22 protein-coding genes are annotated in these 18,245 nt (G+C 72.1%); 6 read left to right on the top strand and 16 right to left on the bottom strand.

Going from position 1 to position 18,245, the window contains the following annotated elements:
* Positions 1–54: 54 nt before the first annotated feature.
* On the bottom strand, positions 55–714 hold the full coding sequence (locus ACZ7L6_RS01195; protein ID WP_471919849.1) for a histidine phosphatase family protein: 660 nt from the start codon (positions 712–714) through the stop codon (positions 55–57).
* Positions 715–786: 72 nt separating this feature from the next.
* On the opposite strand from ACZ7L6_RS01195, the gene ACZ7L6_RS01190 reads away from it, so the two are divergent.
* The 3 genes from ACZ7L6_RS01190 to ACZ7L6_RS01180 all read left to right on the top strand — a co-directional run bounded on the left by ACZ7L6_RS01190 (position 787) and on the right by ACZ7L6_RS01180 (position 3,438).
* Positions 787–2,280, top strand: a complete 1,494-nt coding sequence (locus ACZ7L6_RS01190) for a phosphatase PAP2 family protein (RefSeq protein WP_471919848.1) — start codon at positions 787–789, stop codon at positions 2,278–2,280.
* 124 nt (positions 2,281–2,404) lie between these two features.
* Positions 2,405–3,226 (top strand): class I SAM-dependent methyltransferase, encoded by an 822-nt coding sequence (locus ACZ7L6_RS01185; protein WP_471919847.1) that lies wholly within the window; start codon positions 2,405–2,407, stop codon positions 3,224–3,226.
* A 41-nt stretch (positions 3,227–3,267) separates the two neighbouring features.
* The gene (locus tag ACZ7L6_RS01180; RefSeq protein ID WP_019758338.1) at positions 3,268–3,438 is read left to right on the top strand and encodes a hypothetical protein; all 171 of its coding nucleotides are present in this window, start codon (positions 3,268–3,270) and stop codon (positions 3,436–3,438) included.
* 7 nt (positions 3,439–3,445) lie between these two features.
* Here ACZ7L6_RS01180 and ACZ7L6_RS01175 read toward each other — a convergent pair whose 3' ends face one another.
* The 13 genes from ACZ7L6_RS01175 to ACZ7L6_RS01115 form a co-directional block, all read right to left on the bottom strand.
* On the bottom strand, positions 3,446–3,730 hold the full coding sequence (locus ACZ7L6_RS01175) for a gas vesicle protein K (protein WP_471919846.1): 285 nt from the start codon (positions 3,728–3,730) through the stop codon (positions 3,446–3,448).
* Positions 3,727–3,915, bottom strand: coding sequence for a gas vesicle protein (locus ACZ7L6_RS01170; RefSeq protein ID WP_031475810.1), 189 nt, complete (start codon positions 3,913–3,915; stop codon positions 3,727–3,729). Before ACZ7L6_RS01170 ends, ACZ7L6_RS01175 begins: the two co-directional genes overlap by 4 nt.
* Entirely contained in the window at positions 3,912–4,739 is an 828-nt protein-coding gene (locus ACZ7L6_RS01165) for a GvpL/GvpF family gas vesicle protein (protein WP_471919845.1), read from the bottom strand. The genes ACZ7L6_RS01170 and ACZ7L6_RS01165 overlap by 4 nt, the downstream gene beginning before the upstream one ends.
* Positions 4,739–5,062, bottom strand: a complete 324-nt coding sequence (locus tag ACZ7L6_RS01160; protein ID WP_471919844.1) for a gas vesicle protein — start codon at positions 5,060–5,062, stop codon at positions 4,739–4,741. The genes ACZ7L6_RS01165 and ACZ7L6_RS01160 overlap by 1 nt, the downstream gene beginning before the upstream one ends.
* Positions 5,059–6,144 (bottom strand): SRPBCC family protein, encoded by a 1,086-nt coding sequence (locus ACZ7L6_RS01155; protein WP_471919843.1) that lies wholly within the window; start codon positions 6,142–6,144, stop codon positions 5,059–5,061. Before ACZ7L6_RS01155 ends, ACZ7L6_RS01160 begins: the two co-directional genes overlap by 4 nt.
* Positions 6,144–6,926, bottom strand: coding sequence for a DNA primase (locus tag ACZ7L6_RS01150; RefSeq protein ID WP_471920580.1), 783 nt, complete (start codon positions 6,924–6,926; stop codon positions 6,144–6,146). Before ACZ7L6_RS01150 ends, ACZ7L6_RS01155 begins: the two co-directional genes overlap by 1 nt.
* Positions 6,926–7,186 carry a gas vesicle protein GvpG gene (locus ACZ7L6_RS01145; RefSeq protein ID WP_471919842.1) on the bottom strand — a complete coding sequence of 87 codons (261 nt, stop codon included), beginning with the start codon at positions 7,184–7,186 and terminating at the stop codon, positions 6,926–6,928. The genes ACZ7L6_RS01150 and ACZ7L6_RS01145 overlap by 1 nt, the downstream gene beginning before the upstream one ends.
* 4 nt (positions 7,187–7,190) lie before the next feature.
* Positions 7,191–7,961, bottom strand: coding sequence for a GvpL/GvpF family gas vesicle protein (locus ACZ7L6_RS01140; RefSeq protein ID WP_471919841.1), 771 nt, complete (start codon positions 7,959–7,961; stop codon positions 7,191–7,193).
* The gene (locus ACZ7L6_RS01135) at positions 7,958–8,383 is read right to left on the bottom strand and encodes a gas vesicle structural protein GvpA (protein WP_471919840.1); all 426 of its coding nucleotides are present in this window, start codon (positions 8,381–8,383) and stop codon (positions 7,958–7,960) included. Before ACZ7L6_RS01135 ends, ACZ7L6_RS01140 begins: the two co-directional genes overlap by 4 nt.
* 52 nt (positions 8,384–8,435) lie before the next feature.
* Positions 8,436–8,768 (bottom strand): gas vesicle protein GvpO, encoded by a 333-nt coding sequence (locus ACZ7L6_RS01130; RefSeq protein ID WP_471919839.1) that lies wholly within the window; start codon positions 8,766–8,768, stop codon positions 8,436–8,438.
* A 77-nt stretch (positions 8,769–8,845) separates the two neighbouring features.
* On the bottom strand, positions 8,846–9,775 hold the full coding sequence (ligD, locus tag ACZ7L6_RS01125; protein ID WP_471919838.1) for a non-homologous end-joining DNA ligase: 930 nt from the start codon (positions 9,773–9,775) through the stop codon (positions 8,846–8,848).
* The gene (locus ACZ7L6_RS01120; RefSeq protein ID WP_471919837.1) at positions 9,772–11,622 is read right to left on the bottom strand and encodes a transketolase; all 1,851 of its coding nucleotides are present in this window, start codon (positions 11,620–11,622) and stop codon (positions 9,772–9,774) included. Before ACZ7L6_RS01120 ends, ligD begins: the two co-directional genes overlap by 4 nt.
* Positions 11,619–13,616, bottom strand: a complete 1,998-nt coding sequence (locus ACZ7L6_RS01115; protein WP_471919836.1) for an NAD(P)/FAD-dependent oxidoreductase — start codon at positions 13,614–13,616, stop codon at positions 11,619–11,621. Before ACZ7L6_RS01115 ends, ACZ7L6_RS01120 begins: the two co-directional genes overlap by 4 nt.
* A 233-nt stretch (positions 13,617–13,849) precedes the next feature.
* On the opposite strand from ACZ7L6_RS01115, the gene ACZ7L6_RS01110 reads away from it, so the two are divergent.
* Together ACZ7L6_RS01110 and ACZ7L6_RS01105 are read left to right on the top strand one after the other, a co-directional pair.
* A complete protein-coding gene (locus ACZ7L6_RS01110; protein ID WP_471919835.1) occupies positions 13,850–14,806 on the top strand; it encodes an LLM class F420-dependent oxidoreductase in 957 nt (318 codons plus the stop codon).
* A 19-nt stretch (positions 14,807–14,825) separates the two neighbouring features.
* Positions 14,826–15,917: an enolase C-terminal domain-like protein gene (locus ACZ7L6_RS01105; RefSeq protein ID WP_471919834.1), complete on the top strand. Its 1,092-nt coding sequence runs from the start codon at positions 14,826–14,828 to the stop codon at positions 15,915–15,917.
* Positions 15,918–15,920: 3 nt separating this feature from the next.
* Here ACZ7L6_RS01105 and ACZ7L6_RS01100 read toward each other — a convergent pair whose 3' ends face one another.
* Both ACZ7L6_RS01100 and ACZ7L6_RS01095 read right to left on the bottom strand, forming a co-directional pair.
* A complete protein-coding gene (locus ACZ7L6_RS01100) occupies positions 15,921–16,958 on the bottom strand; it encodes an SDR family oxidoreductase (protein WP_471919833.1) in 1,038 nt (345 codons plus the stop codon).
* A gap of 6 nt (positions 16,959–16,964) precedes the next feature.
* Entirely contained in the window at positions 16,965–17,501 is a 537-nt protein-coding gene (locus tag ACZ7L6_RS01095; protein WP_471919832.1) for a phage holin family protein, read from the bottom strand.
* 139 nt (positions 17,502–17,640) lie between these two features.
* Between ACZ7L6_RS01095 and ACZ7L6_RS01090 the strand changes: the two genes are divergently transcribed.
* Complete coding sequence (locus ACZ7L6_RS01090) at positions 17,641–18,189, top strand: hemerythrin domain-containing protein (RefSeq protein ID WP_471919831.1); 549 nt, start codon at positions 17,641–17,643, stop codon at positions 18,187–18,189.
* The last annotated feature ends 56 nt before the right edge of the window (positions 18,190–18,245 follow it).

Raw genomic sequence — 18,245 nt, 5'->3', positions numbered from 1 at the left:
CGCGTGGGCGCGACCAGCCACAAAGCACCCGCACCCGGCATCGAACAAGGCCCCCTACGGCGCATCCCCGACGACAGGCCACCCCGCAGGTCCGCCCTCCCCGGCGGGAACCACAACCGCCCCCGCCCACGACACCGCCTTCCACCCCTCCGCAGGCGAGCCCTCCAGAATCACCACGCCGGTGTTCTCGAGCGGATGCGCCGCGGCGAAGGCCACGTCCACGTTGTCGGCACGAGCAGCCGTCCACATACGGATCGCCGCACCATGACTGACCATCGCCACGGTCCCGGCCCCACTGTCGGCGGCCTCGCCCACCACGGCGTCATACCGCGCCAGCGCCTCCGCACCGCTCTCGCCACCCGGCACACGCAGCTCCGTGTCACCGGCGGCCCACGCGAACACCGTCTTCATGTAGAGCTCACCCTGCTCGGAGTCGCCGGGCAGCATCTCCAGGTCGCCCGCGGACAGCTCGCGTATACCGTCGCGCACCAGCACGTCGAGGCCACGGGCGGCGGCAAGTGGGGCCGCGGTGAGCTGGGTGCGGGTGAGCGTGGAGGCGTACACCGCCTCGATGTCCTCGTCGGCCAGCGCCGCAGGCAGCGCCGCGGCCTGCTGTTCGCCGAGTGCGGTCAGGCCCGGGCCGGGGACGGCCGTGTCCAGCAGGTGGTGCAGGTTGGACGGGGTCTGGCCGTGGCGTATGAGGAGCAGGCGCATGCACAGGTTCCTTCGTATGTCGGTCACTGTCGGCCGGACAGCAATCGGCCACTTCAGGGTACCCAGCCCTGTATGAGCCCAGACGTCGACCTCACCGTCCCCACGCCCGGCCGGCACGCCCTGCGCGACCGGCTCCTCGCCCTCGACTCGCGGCTGTTCGAGTTCGCCGCCGAGCGGCACTGGCCGTATGCCGAGCCGGTGCTGCCGCGGCTGAGCCGGAGCGCGAACCACGGCGTGCTGTGGTTCGCGGCGGCCGCCGCCATCGCCGCCAGCCGGACGCCGAGGGCCCGCCGGGCGGCGGCCCGGGGCCTCGCCTCGCTGAGCCTGGCCTCGCTGACCATCAACACGCTCGGGAAGCGGTCGGTACGCCGTCCCCGCCCCGTCCTGGACCCCGTACCGCTGGTCCGGCAGCTGAAGCGGCAGCCGATCACCACCTCGTTCCCGTCCGGTCACTCCGCGTCGGCGGCCGCCTTCGCGACCGGTGTCGCCCTGGAGTCGCCCGGGTGGGGCCTGGCCGTGGCCCCGATCGCCTGGTCGGTCGCGCTGTCCCGGGTGTACACGGGCGTCCACTTCCCGAGCGATGTGCTGGCGGGGGCGGCCCTGGGTGCGGGTGCCGCGTTCGCCGTACGGGGCATGGTGCCGACGCGTGACCGGCTGGTCCCGCCCGCGCGGCCCCGTACGGACGTTCCGGCGCTGCCGGAGGGAGAGGGCCTGGTCGTGGTGGCCAACAAGGGGTCGGGCACCGCCGACCGGGTGCACGCCCTGCTGGACACGCTGCCGCGCGCCGAGGTCGTCGAGTGCGAATCGTCCGATACCCGCGCCGAGTTGCGGAAGGCTGCGACCCGGGCCCGGGTGCTCGGCGTGTGCGGCGGCGACGGCACGGTGAACGCGGCCGCCGAGGTGGCGCTGCGGCACGGTCTGCCGCTCGCGGTGCTGCCCGGCGGCACGATGAACCACTTCGCCCACGACCTGGGCGTGGAGGACGCGCGTGATCTGAGCCGGGCCGTGCAGCGGGGCCAGGCCGTGCGCGTGGACGTGGGCCGGTTCACCTGCGACGGACGGCAGGGCCTGTTCCTCAACACCTGCAGCCTGGGGGTGTACCCGGAACTGGTGCGCGTGCGGGACCACTTCTCGCCCCGGATCGGGGCGTGGCCGGCCGGCGTGCTCGCGGCCCTGCGTGTCCTGCGCAGCGAACGCCACCCGCTGCACGCCGAAGTCGCCGGGCGCGCCCACCCGTTGTGGCTGCTGTTCGCCGGGAACGGCACCTACCACCGGGTGGGCCTGGCGCCCGCGCGGCGCCTGGACCTCGCGGACGGCGTGCTGGACGTGCGGGTCGTGCACGGCGGCCGCCGACCCGCCCTGCGCCTGCTCGCGGCCGCCCTCGCGGGCCCGCTGACCCGTTCCCCGGCCCACGCCGCGGTCCAGGTGGGCCGGCTGCATCTGTCGGGCGTCACGCCCGGCGCGCTCCTCGCGTACGACGGTGAAGTCACCGAGGTGGGGGGCGAGGTGACGCTGGAGAAGCTGCCGGAGGCACTGACGGTGTACCGTCCGCTTCCCAGCTCCTGACCTTCCGTCAGTCCAAATATCGAAACACATATCTCAATATTCGACATGCAGGCATACGGTGTCGCGTACCGCCGGCGGGGCCCCGTGCCCCGTGAGCCGGTACGACGAGACGAGGGGAACAGCCATGTCGAAGGCCCAGGAGACCGCCGTCTACACGCACGGGCACCACGAGTCCGTGCTGCGTTCGCACACCTGGCGCACCGCCGCCAACTCCGCCGCCTACCTGCTCGGATCACTGAAGCCGCACATGCGGATCCTGGACGTCGGCTGCGGTCCCGGCACGATCACGGCCGACCTGGCGGCCCTGGTCCCCGACGGGCACGTCACCGGTGCCGACCGGGCGCCGGAGATCCTGGAGCAGGCCCGGGCCACGGCCGCCGGACGCGGCCTGACGAACGTCGACTTCACGGTCGCGGACGTGCACGCCCTGGACTTCCCGGACGACACGTTCTGCGTCGTCCACGCCCACCAGGTACTGCAGCACGTCGGTGATCCGGTGGCGGCGCTGCGCGAGATGAAGCGGGTGACCAGGCCGGGCGGTCTCATCGCGGTCCGCGACTCGGACTACGCGGCGATGACGTGGTATCCGGCGTCCCCGGGCATGGACGCCTGGCTGGACCTGTACCGCAGGGTCGCCCGCGCCAACGGCGGCGAGCCGGACGCCGGGCGCCGGCTGAAGTCCTGGGCGCTGCGGGCGGGGTTCACGGACATCACGGCCACGTCCAGCACTTGGACCTACTCGACGCCGCAGGAGCGGGCCTGGTGGAGCGGCCTGTGGGCGGACCGCACGCTGGCCTCGGCCTATGCCGAGCGGGCCACCGAGGGCGGACACGCGACCACGGAGCAGCTGCGGGCCGTGTCGGAGGCCTGGCGGGAGTGGGGGCGGCAGGAGGACGGCTGGTTCAGTGTGCTGCACGGGGAGATTCTGTGCCGTAAGGAAGCCTGAATCGCGAATTTCTGGAAACCCGGCGAGCAGGAGGTCGAATTATGGTTCCTATTCTGCTCGTGCTGCTACTGGCTCTGATTCTCTTCGGTGCCGGATTCGCACTGAAGGCGCTGTGGTGGATCGCAATCGCGGTTCTCGTGGTGTGGCTTCTGGGTTTCCTGATGCGGGGTACGACCGCGGCGGGAGGCAGGGGCCGTTGGTACCGGTGGTGAGCTGATCTCACTCCCGGGGAAGCAGGGGGCCCAGCGGCCCGAGGTCCAGGTTCAGGTCCTCGGGCCGCAGCCCGTAACGCTCGCGCAGTTCGGTCATGCGTTCTTCGAGGAGCATCAGGGTGAGGCCGATCCGCTCCTCCTGCTCCTCGCTCAGGTCGCCCGTGTCGAAGCGGCGCAGCGCCTGGCGCTCCATGAGCTGGCGCAGCAGCTCGACCACCGTCAGGACGAGTTTCACCAGGTCGCGTTCCACGGTGTCGGGTTCGAGGTCCAGCCGGTTTCGGCGTGCCGTCATGTCAACTCCCCCCAAGGTGACGGGACCTGCTCGTTGACCGAGCTGATCAGCGCGTTCAGGTCGATGCGGACGAGGTCGACGTCCGCGATGCGCAGGGTGATGTCCCCCGTGACGACGACACCTCCGGCAAGCAGCCGGTCGAGCAGGTCCACGAGGGCGATCTCGCGGCGTTCGACGACGGTCACGGCCTCTCCTCCGGCTCCTGCGCGAACTCGCTCGTGAAGGAATAGGCCGCCCAGGGTCCGGTGAGTTCGACCCGGATTCCGGGGGCGTCGTCCTTCTCCCGGTCCACGAGTTCCACGAATTCCTCGGAATCCGCGCGCGGCACCAGATAGGCGGCGTTGAGCACATTCTGTCCGGATGCCCGGGAAAGCGTGGCGCTCTGCGGGGCGTGCAGCCGGGAATCCTCGGCGAAAGCGGAGAGTTTTTCGTGCAGTCGGCCGGCGAATGCGGCGGCCGACTGCCACACGTCCTCGCGGGCCCGCGTCTGCATGCGGCGCTGTCGTAGATAGTCGCGGCCCGACAGGGCGGCCTTCGGCTCCGGCCGGCCGGTCTCAGCGCCGGTCTCAGCGGGAGCCGCCGAGGCCGCGGGAGCCGCCGACTCCGCGGACCCCGTCTCGGCGTACACCTTGACGCCCCACTCCACCCGCCCCTCCAGCCGGTCGAGAACACGCCGGAAGTCCTCCTCGCGGGCCTCCATCATGGTCCGTACGCCGCTGTCGTCCCGGAAGACGGTGGCGAGCCGCAGCGGCAGCGGGGTGGTGACCGCGGTGAGCGCGTCGATGACCTGCTGGTGGGCGCGGGCCGTCGCGGTGAGCCAGTCCAGGTCCTCCAGGTGCGCGCGAAGCGGCTCCTCGGCGAAGTCCGCCTCGGGCACCGTGCTGACGACGGCGACCAGACCGTGGTGCGTCAGTTGCTTCGGCGGCGCCCCGGCGACCCCCGACAGCTGGGACTGGAGGGCGGAGCGAAAGGGGCGGCAGACGGCGTAGACGTAGCGCAGTGCGGTCATCAGGCCTCCTTCTCTTCCCCGGCGGACTCCAGCTGGGCCAGACGCTCGCGCAACTCGGCGTTCTCCCGGGCGAGTTCTTTGCGGCGGGCGCCGGAGGACAGCGCCGGGTCGTCCTCCCACCAGTCGATGCCCATCTCTTTCGCCTTGTCGACCGAGGCGACGATGAGGCGCAGCTTGATGGTGAGGAGTTCGATGTCGAGCAGGTTGATGCGGATGTCGCCCGCGATGACGATCCCTTTGTCCAGCACCCTCTCCAGGATGTCGGCGAGGTTCGCGCCACCCCCCTGGCCGTAGGGCTCGGGGAGCCGGCTGGGCATCGTCATCGTCGGCTCCCGCCACCGGCGTACTCGGTCTCGTCCTCGGTCTCATCCTCGTCCTCGGACTCCTCCTCGTACGCGTCCTCGGGCTCCTCCTCGTCCTCTTCGTACTCGTCCTCTTCGTCTTCCTCGTACTCGCCCTCGGGTTCCTCGTCCTCGCGCTCCTCCTCGTCCTCTTCGTACTCCTCCTCCTCGTCCTCCTCCGCGACCGCGTCCTCATGGCTGCGGACGACCTCACCGTCGCGGATCTCGCCGCGCCAGCCGTCCTCGACCTCTCCCTTGAGGGTGACGAAGCGGACGTAGTTCTTCAGGTCGAGGCGGGCCCGGCGGCCCTGGGCGCGCCAGAGGTTGCCGGTCTTCTCGAACAGGCCACTGGGGTAGTACTCGATGACCAGCAGCACCCGGGTGAGGCTGTCGTCCAGGCGGTGGAAGGAGACCACGCCCTTCGTGGTGCCCTTGGCGCCCTCCGAGGTCCAGGCGATGCGGTCGTCCGGCACCTGCTCGGTGGTGTGCGCCTTCCAGCTGCGGTTGGACCAGAAGACCTTGAGCTGCCAGTCGGAGGTCGTGTCGTCGGCGCGGTTCGCGCTCTTCACGCCCTTCGCGAAAGTGCTGAAGTCCTGGTACTGGGTCCACTGGTCGTACGCGGAGCGCACCGGCACGCCGACATCGACGTGCTCGATGATGACGGTGGGCTTGTTGCCGGCCTTTCCCTTGTTCTTGCCTTTTCCCTTGTCCATGATCTTGCCGCCGAGGTTCTTGAACGCGCCGACCACGTTGTCCTTGGCGTGTGTGGCGCCGACCTCCAGCGCGGTGCGCAGGGGGCCCTTGCCGTCGGCGAGCTTGCGGCCGCCGTCGAGGGCGAGCTTGGCCAGGCCCGGGCTGCGGCCCTCGGCGACGTCGGTCAGCTTGACCGTGGCCTCGCCGAGTTTGCGGCCGGCGCCGACCAGCATCCGCTGTGTCTGCGCGGCGAGGTACTCCTGCAGCTCGGCCTTGAGCCGGTCGGCGGCCTCGCTGTGGGCCACGCCGGCGAGTGGTTGCTTCGCCGCTCCGCGGGCCGCGGAGCCGACGGATCCGAGCGTCTCGGTCATCACTCCTCACCGCCCTTCGACTGGCGCGCCCGGCCGCCGCGTGCGGTGCCGCCGGACCCGGCCGTCTTCCTGGCGGCCGACCTCGCGGTTGCGCTCCGCTTCTGCGCCGCCTTCCTGGGCGCTGTCCTTCCGGCGGCGGTCTTCTTGGCCGCCGTCTTCTTCGTGGGAGCCTGCGTGGAGGCCTTCTTCGTAGGGGCCTTCTTCGTGGAGGCCTTCTGCGCCGACTTCTTGGCGGTCTTCTTCACCGGAGCCCGCTTCGCCGCCCCCTTCCGGGACGACTCCTCGGCCTCGGCGTCATCGGCTCCCTCGGTCTCCTCGGCTTGCTCGTCCGCCTCGGAGCCCTCCGGCTCGTCACGCTCCTCGTCGTCCGCGCGCGGCTCTTCGTCGTCCTCCGCGCGCGGCTCCTCGTCCTCGTTCTCCTCTTCGGCTTCCTCGTCCCGCGCACCGAGATCCGGCGTCGGCACCGCACCCGACAGCCGCTCGCGCACCTCGGCGGTGCGTCCGTGCAGCCGGTCGGCGAGCGAGTCGAGCCGGCGCTCGACCAGAGCGCCGGACGCCGCCTGGCCGACGCCGCGCAGATCCTCGCGCAGCTGGTCCCCGATCTCCTTGAACTGCGGGTTGTTCTGCAGTTGCTGGGAGACCAGGTCGGCGACGGCCCGCGGGCTCAGATGCAGCCGCTTGCCGGCCACGACGCTGCCGACGGCCACCGCCAGTTTCAGTTTCCTCGTCCGTCCGAGGAAGTATCCGGCCCCTATCGCGAGGCCCAGTCCCGCTCGGTTCATCATGCCGTCCCGTCGCTGTTCCCGTACCCTGCGCGCAGGCCGATCTCGAGTCGGTCGAGAAGTTCGTCCTCACGGCGGTCGAACTCCTCCTCGTCGATCTCGCCCGCGGTCAACTGCTCCTCCAGCCTCGCCAGTTCGGCCCGTACGGCGGCCGGGTCGTAGTACAGGCGCTCGGCCTCGCGCAGCACCTGTCTGATCACCCAACCGCTGCCGCGCACCGGGGCGAACGGCAGCAGGAGCACCTCTCCGATCAGTCCCACGGCCTCACTCCTTCGTCGTTCCGCCGCCGGACATGGCGTCCGCGGGCTCGGCGGGGCCGGGCTCGACGAAGCTGTACGGCGGCAGCGGGCCGTTGACGCGCAGGTCCAGATGCGGATGGTCCGCACGGAGCTGCTCGACGGCGGCCATGAACGTCTCGACGGAGTCGCGGTCGACCAGGAACGACACGTTGGCGAGCCAGCCGGTGGAGTCCGGGCCCTGGCTGACCGCGGCCGCGGCCGGTTCCAGGGTGTGCTGCACCTCGGTCGCGTCCTCGGCCTCCTGGGCCTTGACCGCGGCGACGACCATCTCGCCGAGCTTGAGCCGCTGCTCGTAGGTACCGCCGCCGGCCTGCCGGTTGGCCTCCGTCATGGCCCGGATCTCCGGGTTCGCGGCCAGCACCCGGTGCAGCACGGCCTCCTCGGCGTGCGTGGCCTTCACGTTGTACTCGACCTTGCCGTCCAGGGCCGCGAGCCGCTCCTTGTAGTGCTCGACGCGTTCGGTGAGGACCGAGGTGACCGTGTCGTCGTCAGGGGCGACGCTGCCGAACCGCATGGGCAGCACGCAGCCGCCGGCACCCGCCTCGGCGAGCACGTTCGAGTGGGCGAGCAGTTCCCTGCGCTTGGGACGCAGGTCTTCGGGGGCGTCGCTGACGAGGGCGGCGAGCTCGCCCGCCTTCAGGACGCGCACGGGGCGCGCCGGCTCGCCCACCCCGTCCAGGTCCTTCGGAAGGGCGGGATGCGAGCTCGCGGTGATGCCGTACACGTACGTGCTCACTCCTGCTCCTCCTTCCTGCGCGTCGTGGTGGACTTGCGGGCGCGGGGCTTGGGCTCGCGCTCGCCTTCCTCACGTGCCTGCTTGAAGGCGTCCGAGATGGTCTCTGCGGCGCCGGACAGGGCTCCCTTGGACTTGCCGCGCGCTCCGGACTCGGTGATCTGGCCGACCATGTCGGGCAGGCCGGGGCTCTTGCGCGGCCCGGCCTCGAGGTCGAGCCGGTTGCACGCCTCTGCGAAGCGGAGATAGGTGTCGACGCTGGCGACGACGACACGGACGTCGATCTTCAGGATTTCGATGCCGACCAGGGATACCCGCACGAACGCGTCAATGACGAGCCCCCTGTCGAGTACGAGCTCGAGAACGTCGTAGAGGCCGCTGCTGCCGCCTCCGCCGCCGGTCTGCTGTGCCGGGACAACGGTCATGCCGACCGTTCCTCCTTGTCTCGGGACGGTGAATCGGGAGTGGGCGGGCGGCCTACCGGCCGCCGGGCCTGTGTGCGTCGGAGCGCCCACGTTCGTAGCGGCGCACGCGCCGGTAACCGGTGAGCTCTCCCTCCGGGTCTAGATCGACCTGGTAGCTCGCCATCAGGCTCATCGTGTCGGGGACACGGGACAGTTCCAGGACCTCTATTTCGAGCGTCCAGCCGTCCTCGGTCTGCTCGAAGGACGTCACTGTCTCCGCGTTCATGCCGGTGAGCTCGGCGAGCTGGGTCCGTGCCTGACGCAGGACCTCCATGGGGGTCGGCTGTTCGTCCGCCCCGCCCGTCTGCCGTCTGGATGACTTGGGTGTGTTCTGTGAATCATTCATGGGCGCCTCCTTCGCCGAGTGGCCTGGAAGGCGCCTGTCAAACCCGCGGCCGGGTTTCTTCAGCGCGCAGTGCCGGCTCAGCCACGCAGGGCGGCGAGCCTGCGGCGGGCCGGTCCGAGGGCGCGCCTGCGGCTCATCAGCCCGGCCCAGGGGTCGGTGCGGGCCTGCTCCACGGCGTCGGCGATGCTCCAGCGGCGGGCGTCCAGGTCCGGATCTTCCAGGTCGGCCCAGGTCAGGGGCGTGGCGACGGGTGCGCCGGGGCGGGCGCGGACGGTGTAGGGCGCGACGGCCGTCTGGGCGTAGGCGTTGCGCTGCACGTCCAGGTAGAGGCGGTCGCCGCGGTCCTTCTTGCGGGCGGCGGTGGTGAGCCGGTCCGGGTGGGCCGACTCGAGGACCCCGGCGACGTCCTTGGCGAACTCCCGGACCTCGTCGAAGTCCTGCTGCCCGGTCAGCGGGACGACGATGTGCAGCCCGCGCGAGCCGGTGGTCATCGGCGCCGAGGGCAGCCCCAGCTCGTCGAGGAGCTCGCCGAGGAGCCCGGCGGCCTCCCTGACCTGGGCGAAGGAGTCGTCGGCCGGGTCGAGGTCGAAGACCATCCGGTCGGGCCGGTCGATGCCGTCGGTGCGGGAGAGCCAGCGGTGCACGGTGAGGCAGGCCTGGTCGGCGAGGAAGACGAGGGTGGCGGTGTCGTCGCAGATGGTGTGGCAGACGGTGCCGTCCTCCTTGGGCACCTCGAACCGGGTGATCCACTCCGGGTAGTGCGCCGGGGTGTTCTTCTGCATGAACCGAGGGCCGTCGAGACCGTCGGGGTACCGCTCCAGCATCAGCGGGCGGCCGCGCAGATGCGGCAGCATGAACGGGGCGACGGACCGGTAGTAGTCGACGAGGTCTCCCTTGGTGTACTCCTTGGCGCCGCCGTCGCCGGGGAAGAGCACCTTGTCGACGCGTTTCACCTCGACGGTACGGCGACCCGCCCGCACCTTCTTGGTATCGCCGCCGCCGGTCACCGTACGACCGCCTCCTCCACCAGCAGCTTCCCCGCGGCGGCGATGGACGCGGCGTCTATGCCCGCGGCGTGCAGCTGCTCGTCCGGGGAGGCCGAGCCGGGCATCCTGCGGACGGCGAGGCGCACCAGGCGCGGCACCGGGCGCCCGTCGAGGAACGCGTCGAGGACGGCGTCGCCGATGCCGCCCTCCTCGTGGTGGTCCTCCACGGTGAGCAGGCAGCCGGTGTCCTCGGCGGCCCGGCGCAGGGTCTCCCGGTCGACGGGCTTGACGGAGTAGAGGTCGACCACCCTTACCTGGATGCCCTCCTCACGGTCCAGGGCGTCGGCGGCGGCGAGCGCCTCGTGCACGGTGACGCCGGCCGCGACGACGGTCAGGCGGTCGTACGCGCTGGAGCGCAGCACCTTGCTGCCGCCGACGGGGAACTCCTCGTCGGGGCCGTAGATGACCGGGCTCGCGCCGCGCGAGGTGCGCAGATAGCGGATGCCCTGCAGGCCGGCCATGGCGGCGACGAGCTTCGCGGTCTGGTTGGCGTCGCACGGGTACAGCACGGTCGAGCCGTGCACCGCCCGCATCATCGCCAGGTCCTCCAGGCCCATCTGGCTGGGCCCGTCCTGCCCGATGGCGACGCCGGCGTGCGAGCCGACGAGGTTGAGGCCGACACCGCTGACCGACGCCATGCGCACGAAGTCGTAGGCGCGGGTGAGGAAGGCGGCGAAGGTGGAGGCGTACGGCACCCAGCCGCGCGTCGCGAGCCCCACCGCGGCGGCGACCATCTGCTGCTCGGCGATGTAGCACTCGAAGAACCGGTCGGGGTGCTCCTTGGCGAAGAACTCGGCGCGGGTGGAGTCGCTGACCTCCCCGTCGAGGGCGACGATGTCACTGCGGCCGGTGCCGAGGGCGGCGAGCGCCTCGCCGTAGGCGTTGCGTGTGGCCGCCTCCTCGCCCTTGTCCCAGCGGGGCAGTTGGAGGTCGCCGACGGGAACGGCGTGCAGCATGCGGGCGGCGGGCGGTTCGTGGACGCTGACGCGGATGTCGCGGGGCCCGCCGAGTTCGGCGATCGCCTCGTCGGGATCCGGCAGCGGCTTGCCGTGCAGTCCCTCCCGGTCCTGGACGGCCTCGACGCCCTTGCCCTTGAGGGTGCGGGCGAGGACCACGGTGGGCTGCCCGGTGGTGGACCGGGCCTCCCCGTACGCCCGGTCGACGGCATCCACGTCGTGCCCGTCGACCTCGATGGTGTGCCAGCCGAAGGCCTGGAAGCGGCGGGCGTAGGCGTCGAGATCATGGCCGTGCCGGGTCGGGCCGCGCTGGCCCAGCCGGTTCACGTCGACGATCGCGGTGAGGTTGTCCAGATGCTCGTACGCCGCGTGCTCGGCGGCCTCCCACACGGACCCTTCCGCGAGCTCGCTGTCCCCGCACAGCACCCACACCCGGTACCCGGACCGGTCGAGCCGCTTGCCGGCCAGCGCGATCCCGACGCCGATCGGCAGCCCCTGCCCGAGCGAACCGGTCGCGGTCTCCACCCACGGCAGCCACCGCGGCGTCGGATGCCCTTCGAGCCGGCTGCCGATCTTGCGGAAGGTGAGCAGCTCACCGTCCTCGATGGCGCCGGCCGCCTTGTAGGTGGCGTACAGCAGGGGCGATGCGTGTCCCTTGGAGAGGACGAAGCGGTCGTTGCCGGGGTGGGCGGGCCGGTCGAAGTCGTAGCGGAGGTGATTGGCGAGGAGTACCGCCGCCAGATCGGCGGCGGACATCGACGACGTAGGGTGCCCCGACCCCGCGGCGGCGGAGGCCCGCACGCTGTCCACACGCAACTGCTGGGCGAGCTCGACGAGTTCGGCGGTGTTCATGGGGCTCCTTCCGAGGGGTTGTGGGAGCGGGGTTCGGGGGCTTCGGGGTGCGGTTTGTGAACGGCGGGGGCGTCCGCGCGGGCGTCGGGGTCCGGCTCGTGGGCGGCTCGGAGATCGTCACGCGTGACGGGGCCGGGGGGTTCGGGGTGCTTGACGGCGTCGGGGTCCTGGACCGGGTCGGACGGTTCGGAGCCACGGGGTTCGGAGCCGCGGGAGGCGCCTGTACGACGACTCGAGCGTGACGCGCCGCCACCCGTGCCCGACGGCCCGCCGCCCTTGGTGACATCGGGGCGCCGGACGGAGATGGGGGCGCCGAAGCGCTTGCTCTCCTGGGCCTCCGTGGCATCGGGGTGCGCTGCGAGGCCCCCAGCGGCGGCCCCGGCGTGCTCGACCGGGCCCGGGGCGGTGGCAGGACCCGGGCCCGGGCCCTTGGCGGGCTCACCGCCGGGCTGGTTCTTCGCGGGCTCACCGCCGGGCTGGTTCTTCGCGGGCTCATCAGCCGGTCGGCTCTTCACGGGCTCGCGTGCCGGGCGGCTTCTGTCGGGCTCCTCGGGCTCGGTCGGCTCACCCGTCCCCGGACCGGCGTCAGACCGCTTCCCTCCTCCCTTCACGGCGCCCGTATCCGCGCCCTTCTCCCGTGGCCGCTCCCCCGTCTTCTCCACCCCCTTCTTCTCCGCCCCTTTCTCCGGCCCACCCGGCACCCGGGCCAGCTCCGGCGACGCGGTGTCCAGCGGTACGGACCACTCGCGGACGAGCCCCAACTGCACGGCCTGGCGGGGCAGTACGGCGTCCAGGAGCCAGTCGGCGGCGACGCGGATGCGGTTGCCGGGCATCGCGGCGAGGTGGTAGCCGCGGGTGACCGCGCCCGCCGCGACGCCGGACAGGGGCACGCCGAACGGGTTGGCGGCCGCCTTGACGCCGCCCAGGTCCACGGCGAAGCCCTTGTCGCGGTGGCGGTAGGGGCGCCGCTCGCCGATGCCCAGCGACGCGGCGACGTTCTGGGCCACGGCCTTGCCGTGCCGCCAGGCGTGCTGTGCCGTCATCGGCGTGAACTGGCCGGGCTTCTCCAGGTCGGGCACCGCGGCCCCGTCGCCGGCGGCGAACAGCTCCGGCCGGCCCGGCACCTGGAGGTACGGGTCGACGAGGAGGCGGCCGCGTTCCATGGGCAGTTCGAGCGACTCGGCGAGCGGATCGGGCCGTACGCCGACACACCACACGACGGTCCGGGTGTCGACGAACTCGCCGTCGGTCAGCAGGACCCCGCGGTGCGTGGCCTCCTTCACGGAGGTGCCCATCCGCACGTCCACGCCCCGCTGCCGCAGCACCCGGTCGGCGGTGCGGGAGAGCCGCTCGTCCAGCTCGGGCAGGACCCGGTCGGCGATGTCGAGCAGCAGCCAGCGCGGCCGCATACCGGCCCGCAGGGGGTGTTTGCGCACCTGGGAGTCGGTGAACAGCTTGCCCTGCGCGGCGACCTCCGTACCCGTGTATCCGGCGCCCACGACGACGAAGGTGCAGCGCGCCGAGCAGTTCTCGGGGTCGTCGGCGGCGGCCGCCAGCTCCACCTGCCGGGTCACGTGGTCGCGCAGGTACAGCGCCTCGGGGAGCCCTCGGAAGCCGTGCGCGTGCTCGGCGACGCCGGGGATGGGCAGCAGTTTGTTGACGCTGCCCGCGGCGAGGATCAGCCGGTCGTAGGGCAGGGTCCCGCCGTCGCCCTCGGGCCCGCTGTAGTGCACGGTGTGCCCGTCGAGGTCGATCGCGTCGGCCTCGCCCAGCACGAGCCGTACGTGGGGCAGGGTGCCGGAGAGCGACACGGTCACCCGGCGCGGTTCCAGGATGCCGGCGGCGACCTGGGGCAGGAGGGGCAGATACAGGAAGTAGTCGGTCGGGTTCAGCAGGGTGATCTCGGCCTTGTGCCGGGTGAGCCGGGACAGGGTGCGGGCCGCACGGTACCCGGCGAATCCGGCGCCGACGATCACGATGCGGGGTCGACTCACGGTTGGCCTCCGGCCTTGTTGATGGCTCACTCGTCTTGATGGCTGACTGGCTGTCGCGTACCTCGGGAGCCTTCCGCGTCCCCCTGGCCAGGGCCGCCAAACGTCGGCTCCGGGCCGTGCGGCGTTGCGCCACGCCGACCAGGAACAGCCCGGTTTCCCGCCTGGCCGCCGGGTACCCGGAACGGCGACCCCGTCTCCCGCCGCCGACGCGGCACTCCCGGAGGTGTCCCCCGATGCCCGAATACGGCTACTTCCTGGCGAGCGAGGAGTTCCGCCCCGCCGAGCTCGTCGAGCAGGCGAGGATGGCCGAGCAGGCCGGATTCCAGTCGCTGTGGATCTCGGACCACTACCACCCGTGGAACGACGCGCAGGGCGAGAGCCCCTTCGTGTGGTCGGTGATCGGCGCGATCTCGGAGGCGGTCTCGCTGCCGATCGAGACGGCCGTCACCTGCCCGACCGTGCGCATCCATCCGGCGGTGGTGGCCCAGGCCGCGGCGACCTGCGCGGTGATGACGAACGGCCGCTTCCGGCTCGGCGTGGGCAGCGGCGAGGCCCTCAACGAGCACATCCTCGGCCATGTGTGGCCGCCCGCGAGCGTCCGTCTGGAGATGCTGGAAGAGGCGATCCTGATCATGCGCCGGCTGTTCTCCGGCGAGGAGATCAGCCATTACGGCAGCCACTACCGGGTGGAGAACGCCCGCCTGTACACGGTCCCCGACGAGCCGGTCCCGATCGACATCTCCGGCTTCGGCCCGGCGGCGACGGCGCTCGCGGCCCGGGTCGGCGACGGCTACATCACGATGATGCCGGACGAGGAGCTGGTGACCCAGTTCCGCAAGGGCGGCGGGCACGGCAAGCCGGTGCTGGGCGGCACGAAGGTCTGCTACGGCACCGACCGCGACGAGGCCGTACGCACCGTGCGCCGGCTGTGGTCCAACCAGCTGCTGCCGGGCGAGATGGGCCAGATCCTGCCCTCACCGCGCCATTTCGAGCAGCTGGAGCCGCTGATCACCGAGGACATGGTGCGCGAGAACACGGTGTGCGGGGACGACGCCGTCGAGCACGTGTCCGCGCTCAACGCCTTCGCCGAGGCGGGCTTCGACCGTATCTACGTCAACCAGATCGGCCCCGACCAGCGAGGTTTCTTCGACTTCTACCGTACGAAGGTGCTGCCGCAGCTGCAGCGGTGACGAGGGGCCGGCCCACGCGATGAAACTCCACCTCCCCGTCGTCTCCGTCTACACGGTCCCCACCGACGCCCCCGAGGCGGACGGCACGCTGTCCTGGAACTCCACCACGATCGTGATCGCCGAGGTGACGGCGGGCGACGCGACCGGCACCGGCTGGACGTACGGTCCGGCGGCGGTCGGCGACTTCCTGCGCGACCACCTGGCCCCCCTCGTCGAGGGCCGCAGCGCCCTGGACATTCCGGCCGCGCACGAGGCGATGTCCCGTGCGATCCGCAACGCGGGCCGTCCGGGTGTCGCCGCGTGCGCGATCTCGGCGCTGGACATCGCCCTGTGGGACCTCAAGGCCCGCCTGCTGGAACTGCCCCTGGCCCGGCTGCTGGGCGCCTGCCGCGAACGCGTCCCGGTCTACGGCAGCGGCGGCTTCACCACCTACCACGACACTCACCTGGCCGCCCAGCTGAACGGCTGGGTGCACGGCCAGCACATCCCGCGCGTGAAGATCAAGATCGGCGAGGACTGGGGCCGCGCGGTGCTGCGCGATGTGTCCAGGGTCCAGGCCGCACGCCAAGTGATCGGCGCCGAGGCCGAGTTGTACGTGGACGCCAACGGCGCCTACACCCGCAAACAGGCGGTCCGTGTCGGCCACGCCCTCGCCGAGCAGGGTGTCGGCTGGTTCGAGGAGCCGGTGTCCTCGGACGACCTGACCGGGCTGCGCCTGGTCCGCGACGCCCTGGTCTGCGACGTCACGGCCGGCGAATACGGCTACGACCTCCCGTACTTCGCCCGGATGATCGCCGCGGGCGCTGTCGACTGCCTCCAGATCGACGCCACGCGCTGCGGCGGCCTCACGGACTTCCTCCGCGCCGCCGCCCTCGCCGAGGCCCACGGCCTGGAGGTCTCGGCCCACTGCGCCCCGCACGCCCACGCCGCCGTGTGCGCCGCGATCCCCAACCTCCGCCACATCGAGTGGTTCCACGACCACGTCCGCATGGAGGACATGTTCTTCGACGGCGCCCTGGACCCGACGGGCGGCACGGTCGCCCCCACCCAGGGGATCGGTCACGGTCTGACGCTGCGGGCGGAGGAGGTGCAGGAGTACCGGGTCGCCTAGCGGCTAGCGGCGCGCCAGGCGGGTCAGCTGTCGTGCGGCCAGTACACCGGCGCCGACCGTGAGTGCCTGTCCCAGGCGACCGCGGTTACGGGAGAGCCACTCCTGTGAACTGCCCGGATGGGACTCCTCGTCGAAACGCCCGTGCGCCCCGAAGTCCCGCCCGTGCGGCCCGTCCGCCGGGGTCCACAGGTTGCCCGGGCCCGCGTGCTCGCCCTCGTCCTGCTGTGCCTCGAAACCGGTCCTCGCGAGGTACCGGTCCAGCAGCCCGGGAGCCACCGCGTTGGCGATCAGCGTCGCCGCTGTGGAACCCCCGACCCAGTACTCCCGGCGCCGCCCGTGCCCGGCGGCATGCACGATCGCCCGCGCTGCCACCTCCGGCTGGTACACCGGCGCCACGGGCCGGGCCCGTCCCGGCAGCCGGTTCAACACCCAGTCGAACTGGGGGGTGTTGAGGGCGGGGAGCTGCACCATGGTCGTACGCACCCCGCTCCCCTCGCGGAGCAGCTCGCAGCGCAGCGACTCGTTGAAGCCCTGGATGGCGTGCTTGGCCCCGCAGTACGCCGACTGCAAGGGAATCCCCCGGTAGGCGAGCGCGGACCCCACCTGCACGATGGTCCCCCGGTCGCGCGGCAGCATGTGGTGCAGGGCGGCCCGCGTGCCGAACACATAGCCCAGGTACGTCACTTCGGTCACCCGCCGGAACTCGTCCGGGGTGATCTCGGTGAACGGCGCGTAGATCCCGGCGAAGGCGTTGTTGACCCAGACGTCGATGCGCCCGAACGCGTCGGCGACCTGCTGTGCCGCGTCGTCGACGGCCTTGGCGTCGGACATGTCGACGGTGACGACGAGCGCCTCCCCGCCGGCCCGCTGCACCTCGTCCGCCGCCCCGGCGAGACCCTCGCGCCCCCGGGCCAGCAGGGCGACCCGGTCGCCCCGCTCGGCGAAGGCCAGGGCCGCGGCCCGGCCCACGCCACCGCTGGCCCCGGTGACCACGACGGCCCTGCCGCGCCTCGGCAGGGCGCCCTTCCACGGCCTGCGCATCGTGCCTCACGCCCGGTGGTGCGGCTGCTCGGGGTCGATGTCGCCCGGGCGCGGTTCCCGCCCCTCGCGAGGTTCGGGCATCGCCGCCCCGGGCGTGCCGGGCAACGGGGCCCCGGGCGCGCCCATGCCGGCGCCCGGCGGGACGGGCGGCACCGGCGGGTAGGGCATGCCGCCCGGCGCGGCGGCGGGCGCACCGCTGGGGGTGCGTGCGTGGGCCAACTCGGCCTCGCGTTCCGGGGTGGGCCGGGACGCGGACGGCCGGGCGGCGCCGCGCAGCACGTACGCCACCACGCCGAGGATCACGGCGGTGATCAGCGCGGCCGCCCAGTCCGGCAGCCCGGCGGCGAGGCCGAGCCCCAGGGCCAGCGCGAGAGCCGCGCCCGCGTACAGCGCGACGGCGCCGGACGCGGCGTAGAGCATGGCCCGGCGGCGCTGCCTGCGCGTCTGCTCGCGCAGTTCGTCACGTACGGTCTCGCGCGCCACCTGCGCCAGCTCGTCGACCAGTTCCTTGTCCAGATGCTCAAGGTGATCCAAGCGTTCCATGGCCGCCGAGTACCCGTACAGGCGTACGCATAACGGGCCTCCGCCACGGCCCGTACCGGCGCGTAAGCCCGCGGTCCCCGGGTACCCGCCGCCCGCAAGCGCCCTACCCGAGCAACAAGAAGCGAGGAAGAGAAAGAGGATGACCGAACGCACCGACGTCGTGGAGCTGCTCAAGGCGCAGCACACGCGGATCCGGGAGCTGCTCGACGAGGTGGCGGCCACCAAGGGCGACGAGCGGAAGCGCTGCTTCCATGGGCTCGTCCGCCTCCTCGCGGTGCACGAGACCGCGGAGGAAGAGGTCGTCCATCCCTTCGCCCGCCGGCACATCGACGGCGGGGAGCTCGTCGTCAGGGACCGCATCGAGGAGGAGGAACACGCCAAACAGGCGCTGGCCCGGCTGGACGACATGGACCCGGACTCACCGGAGTTCCTGGACCAGTTCGCGGCCCTGCGCCAGGACGTGCTGGCGCACGCCGACTCCGAGGAGCGCTACGAGTTCGCGCACTTCAACCGGGTCGCCGACCGCGGCAAGCTGGAGAACCTGGCGCGCGCGGTGCAGGCGGCCGAGGCCCTGGCACCGACCCGCCCGCACCCGGGCACGGACACCGCGCTGAAGAACGTCGCGGTGGGCCCGGTCGCGGCCGTGATCGACCGTACGCGTGACGTCGTACGCAAGGCCATGGGCTGAACCCCCGTGCCACGGCGGCCGGAGTGAGGGGATCGCGTGAAACGATCTCCCTCTCC

The sequence above is a fragment of the Streptomyces sp. NPDC107522 genome, assembly GCF_055657525.1.
Note: the sequence above shows the minus strand (reverse complement) of the source record. Positions and strands in the feature narration are given on the sequence as shown.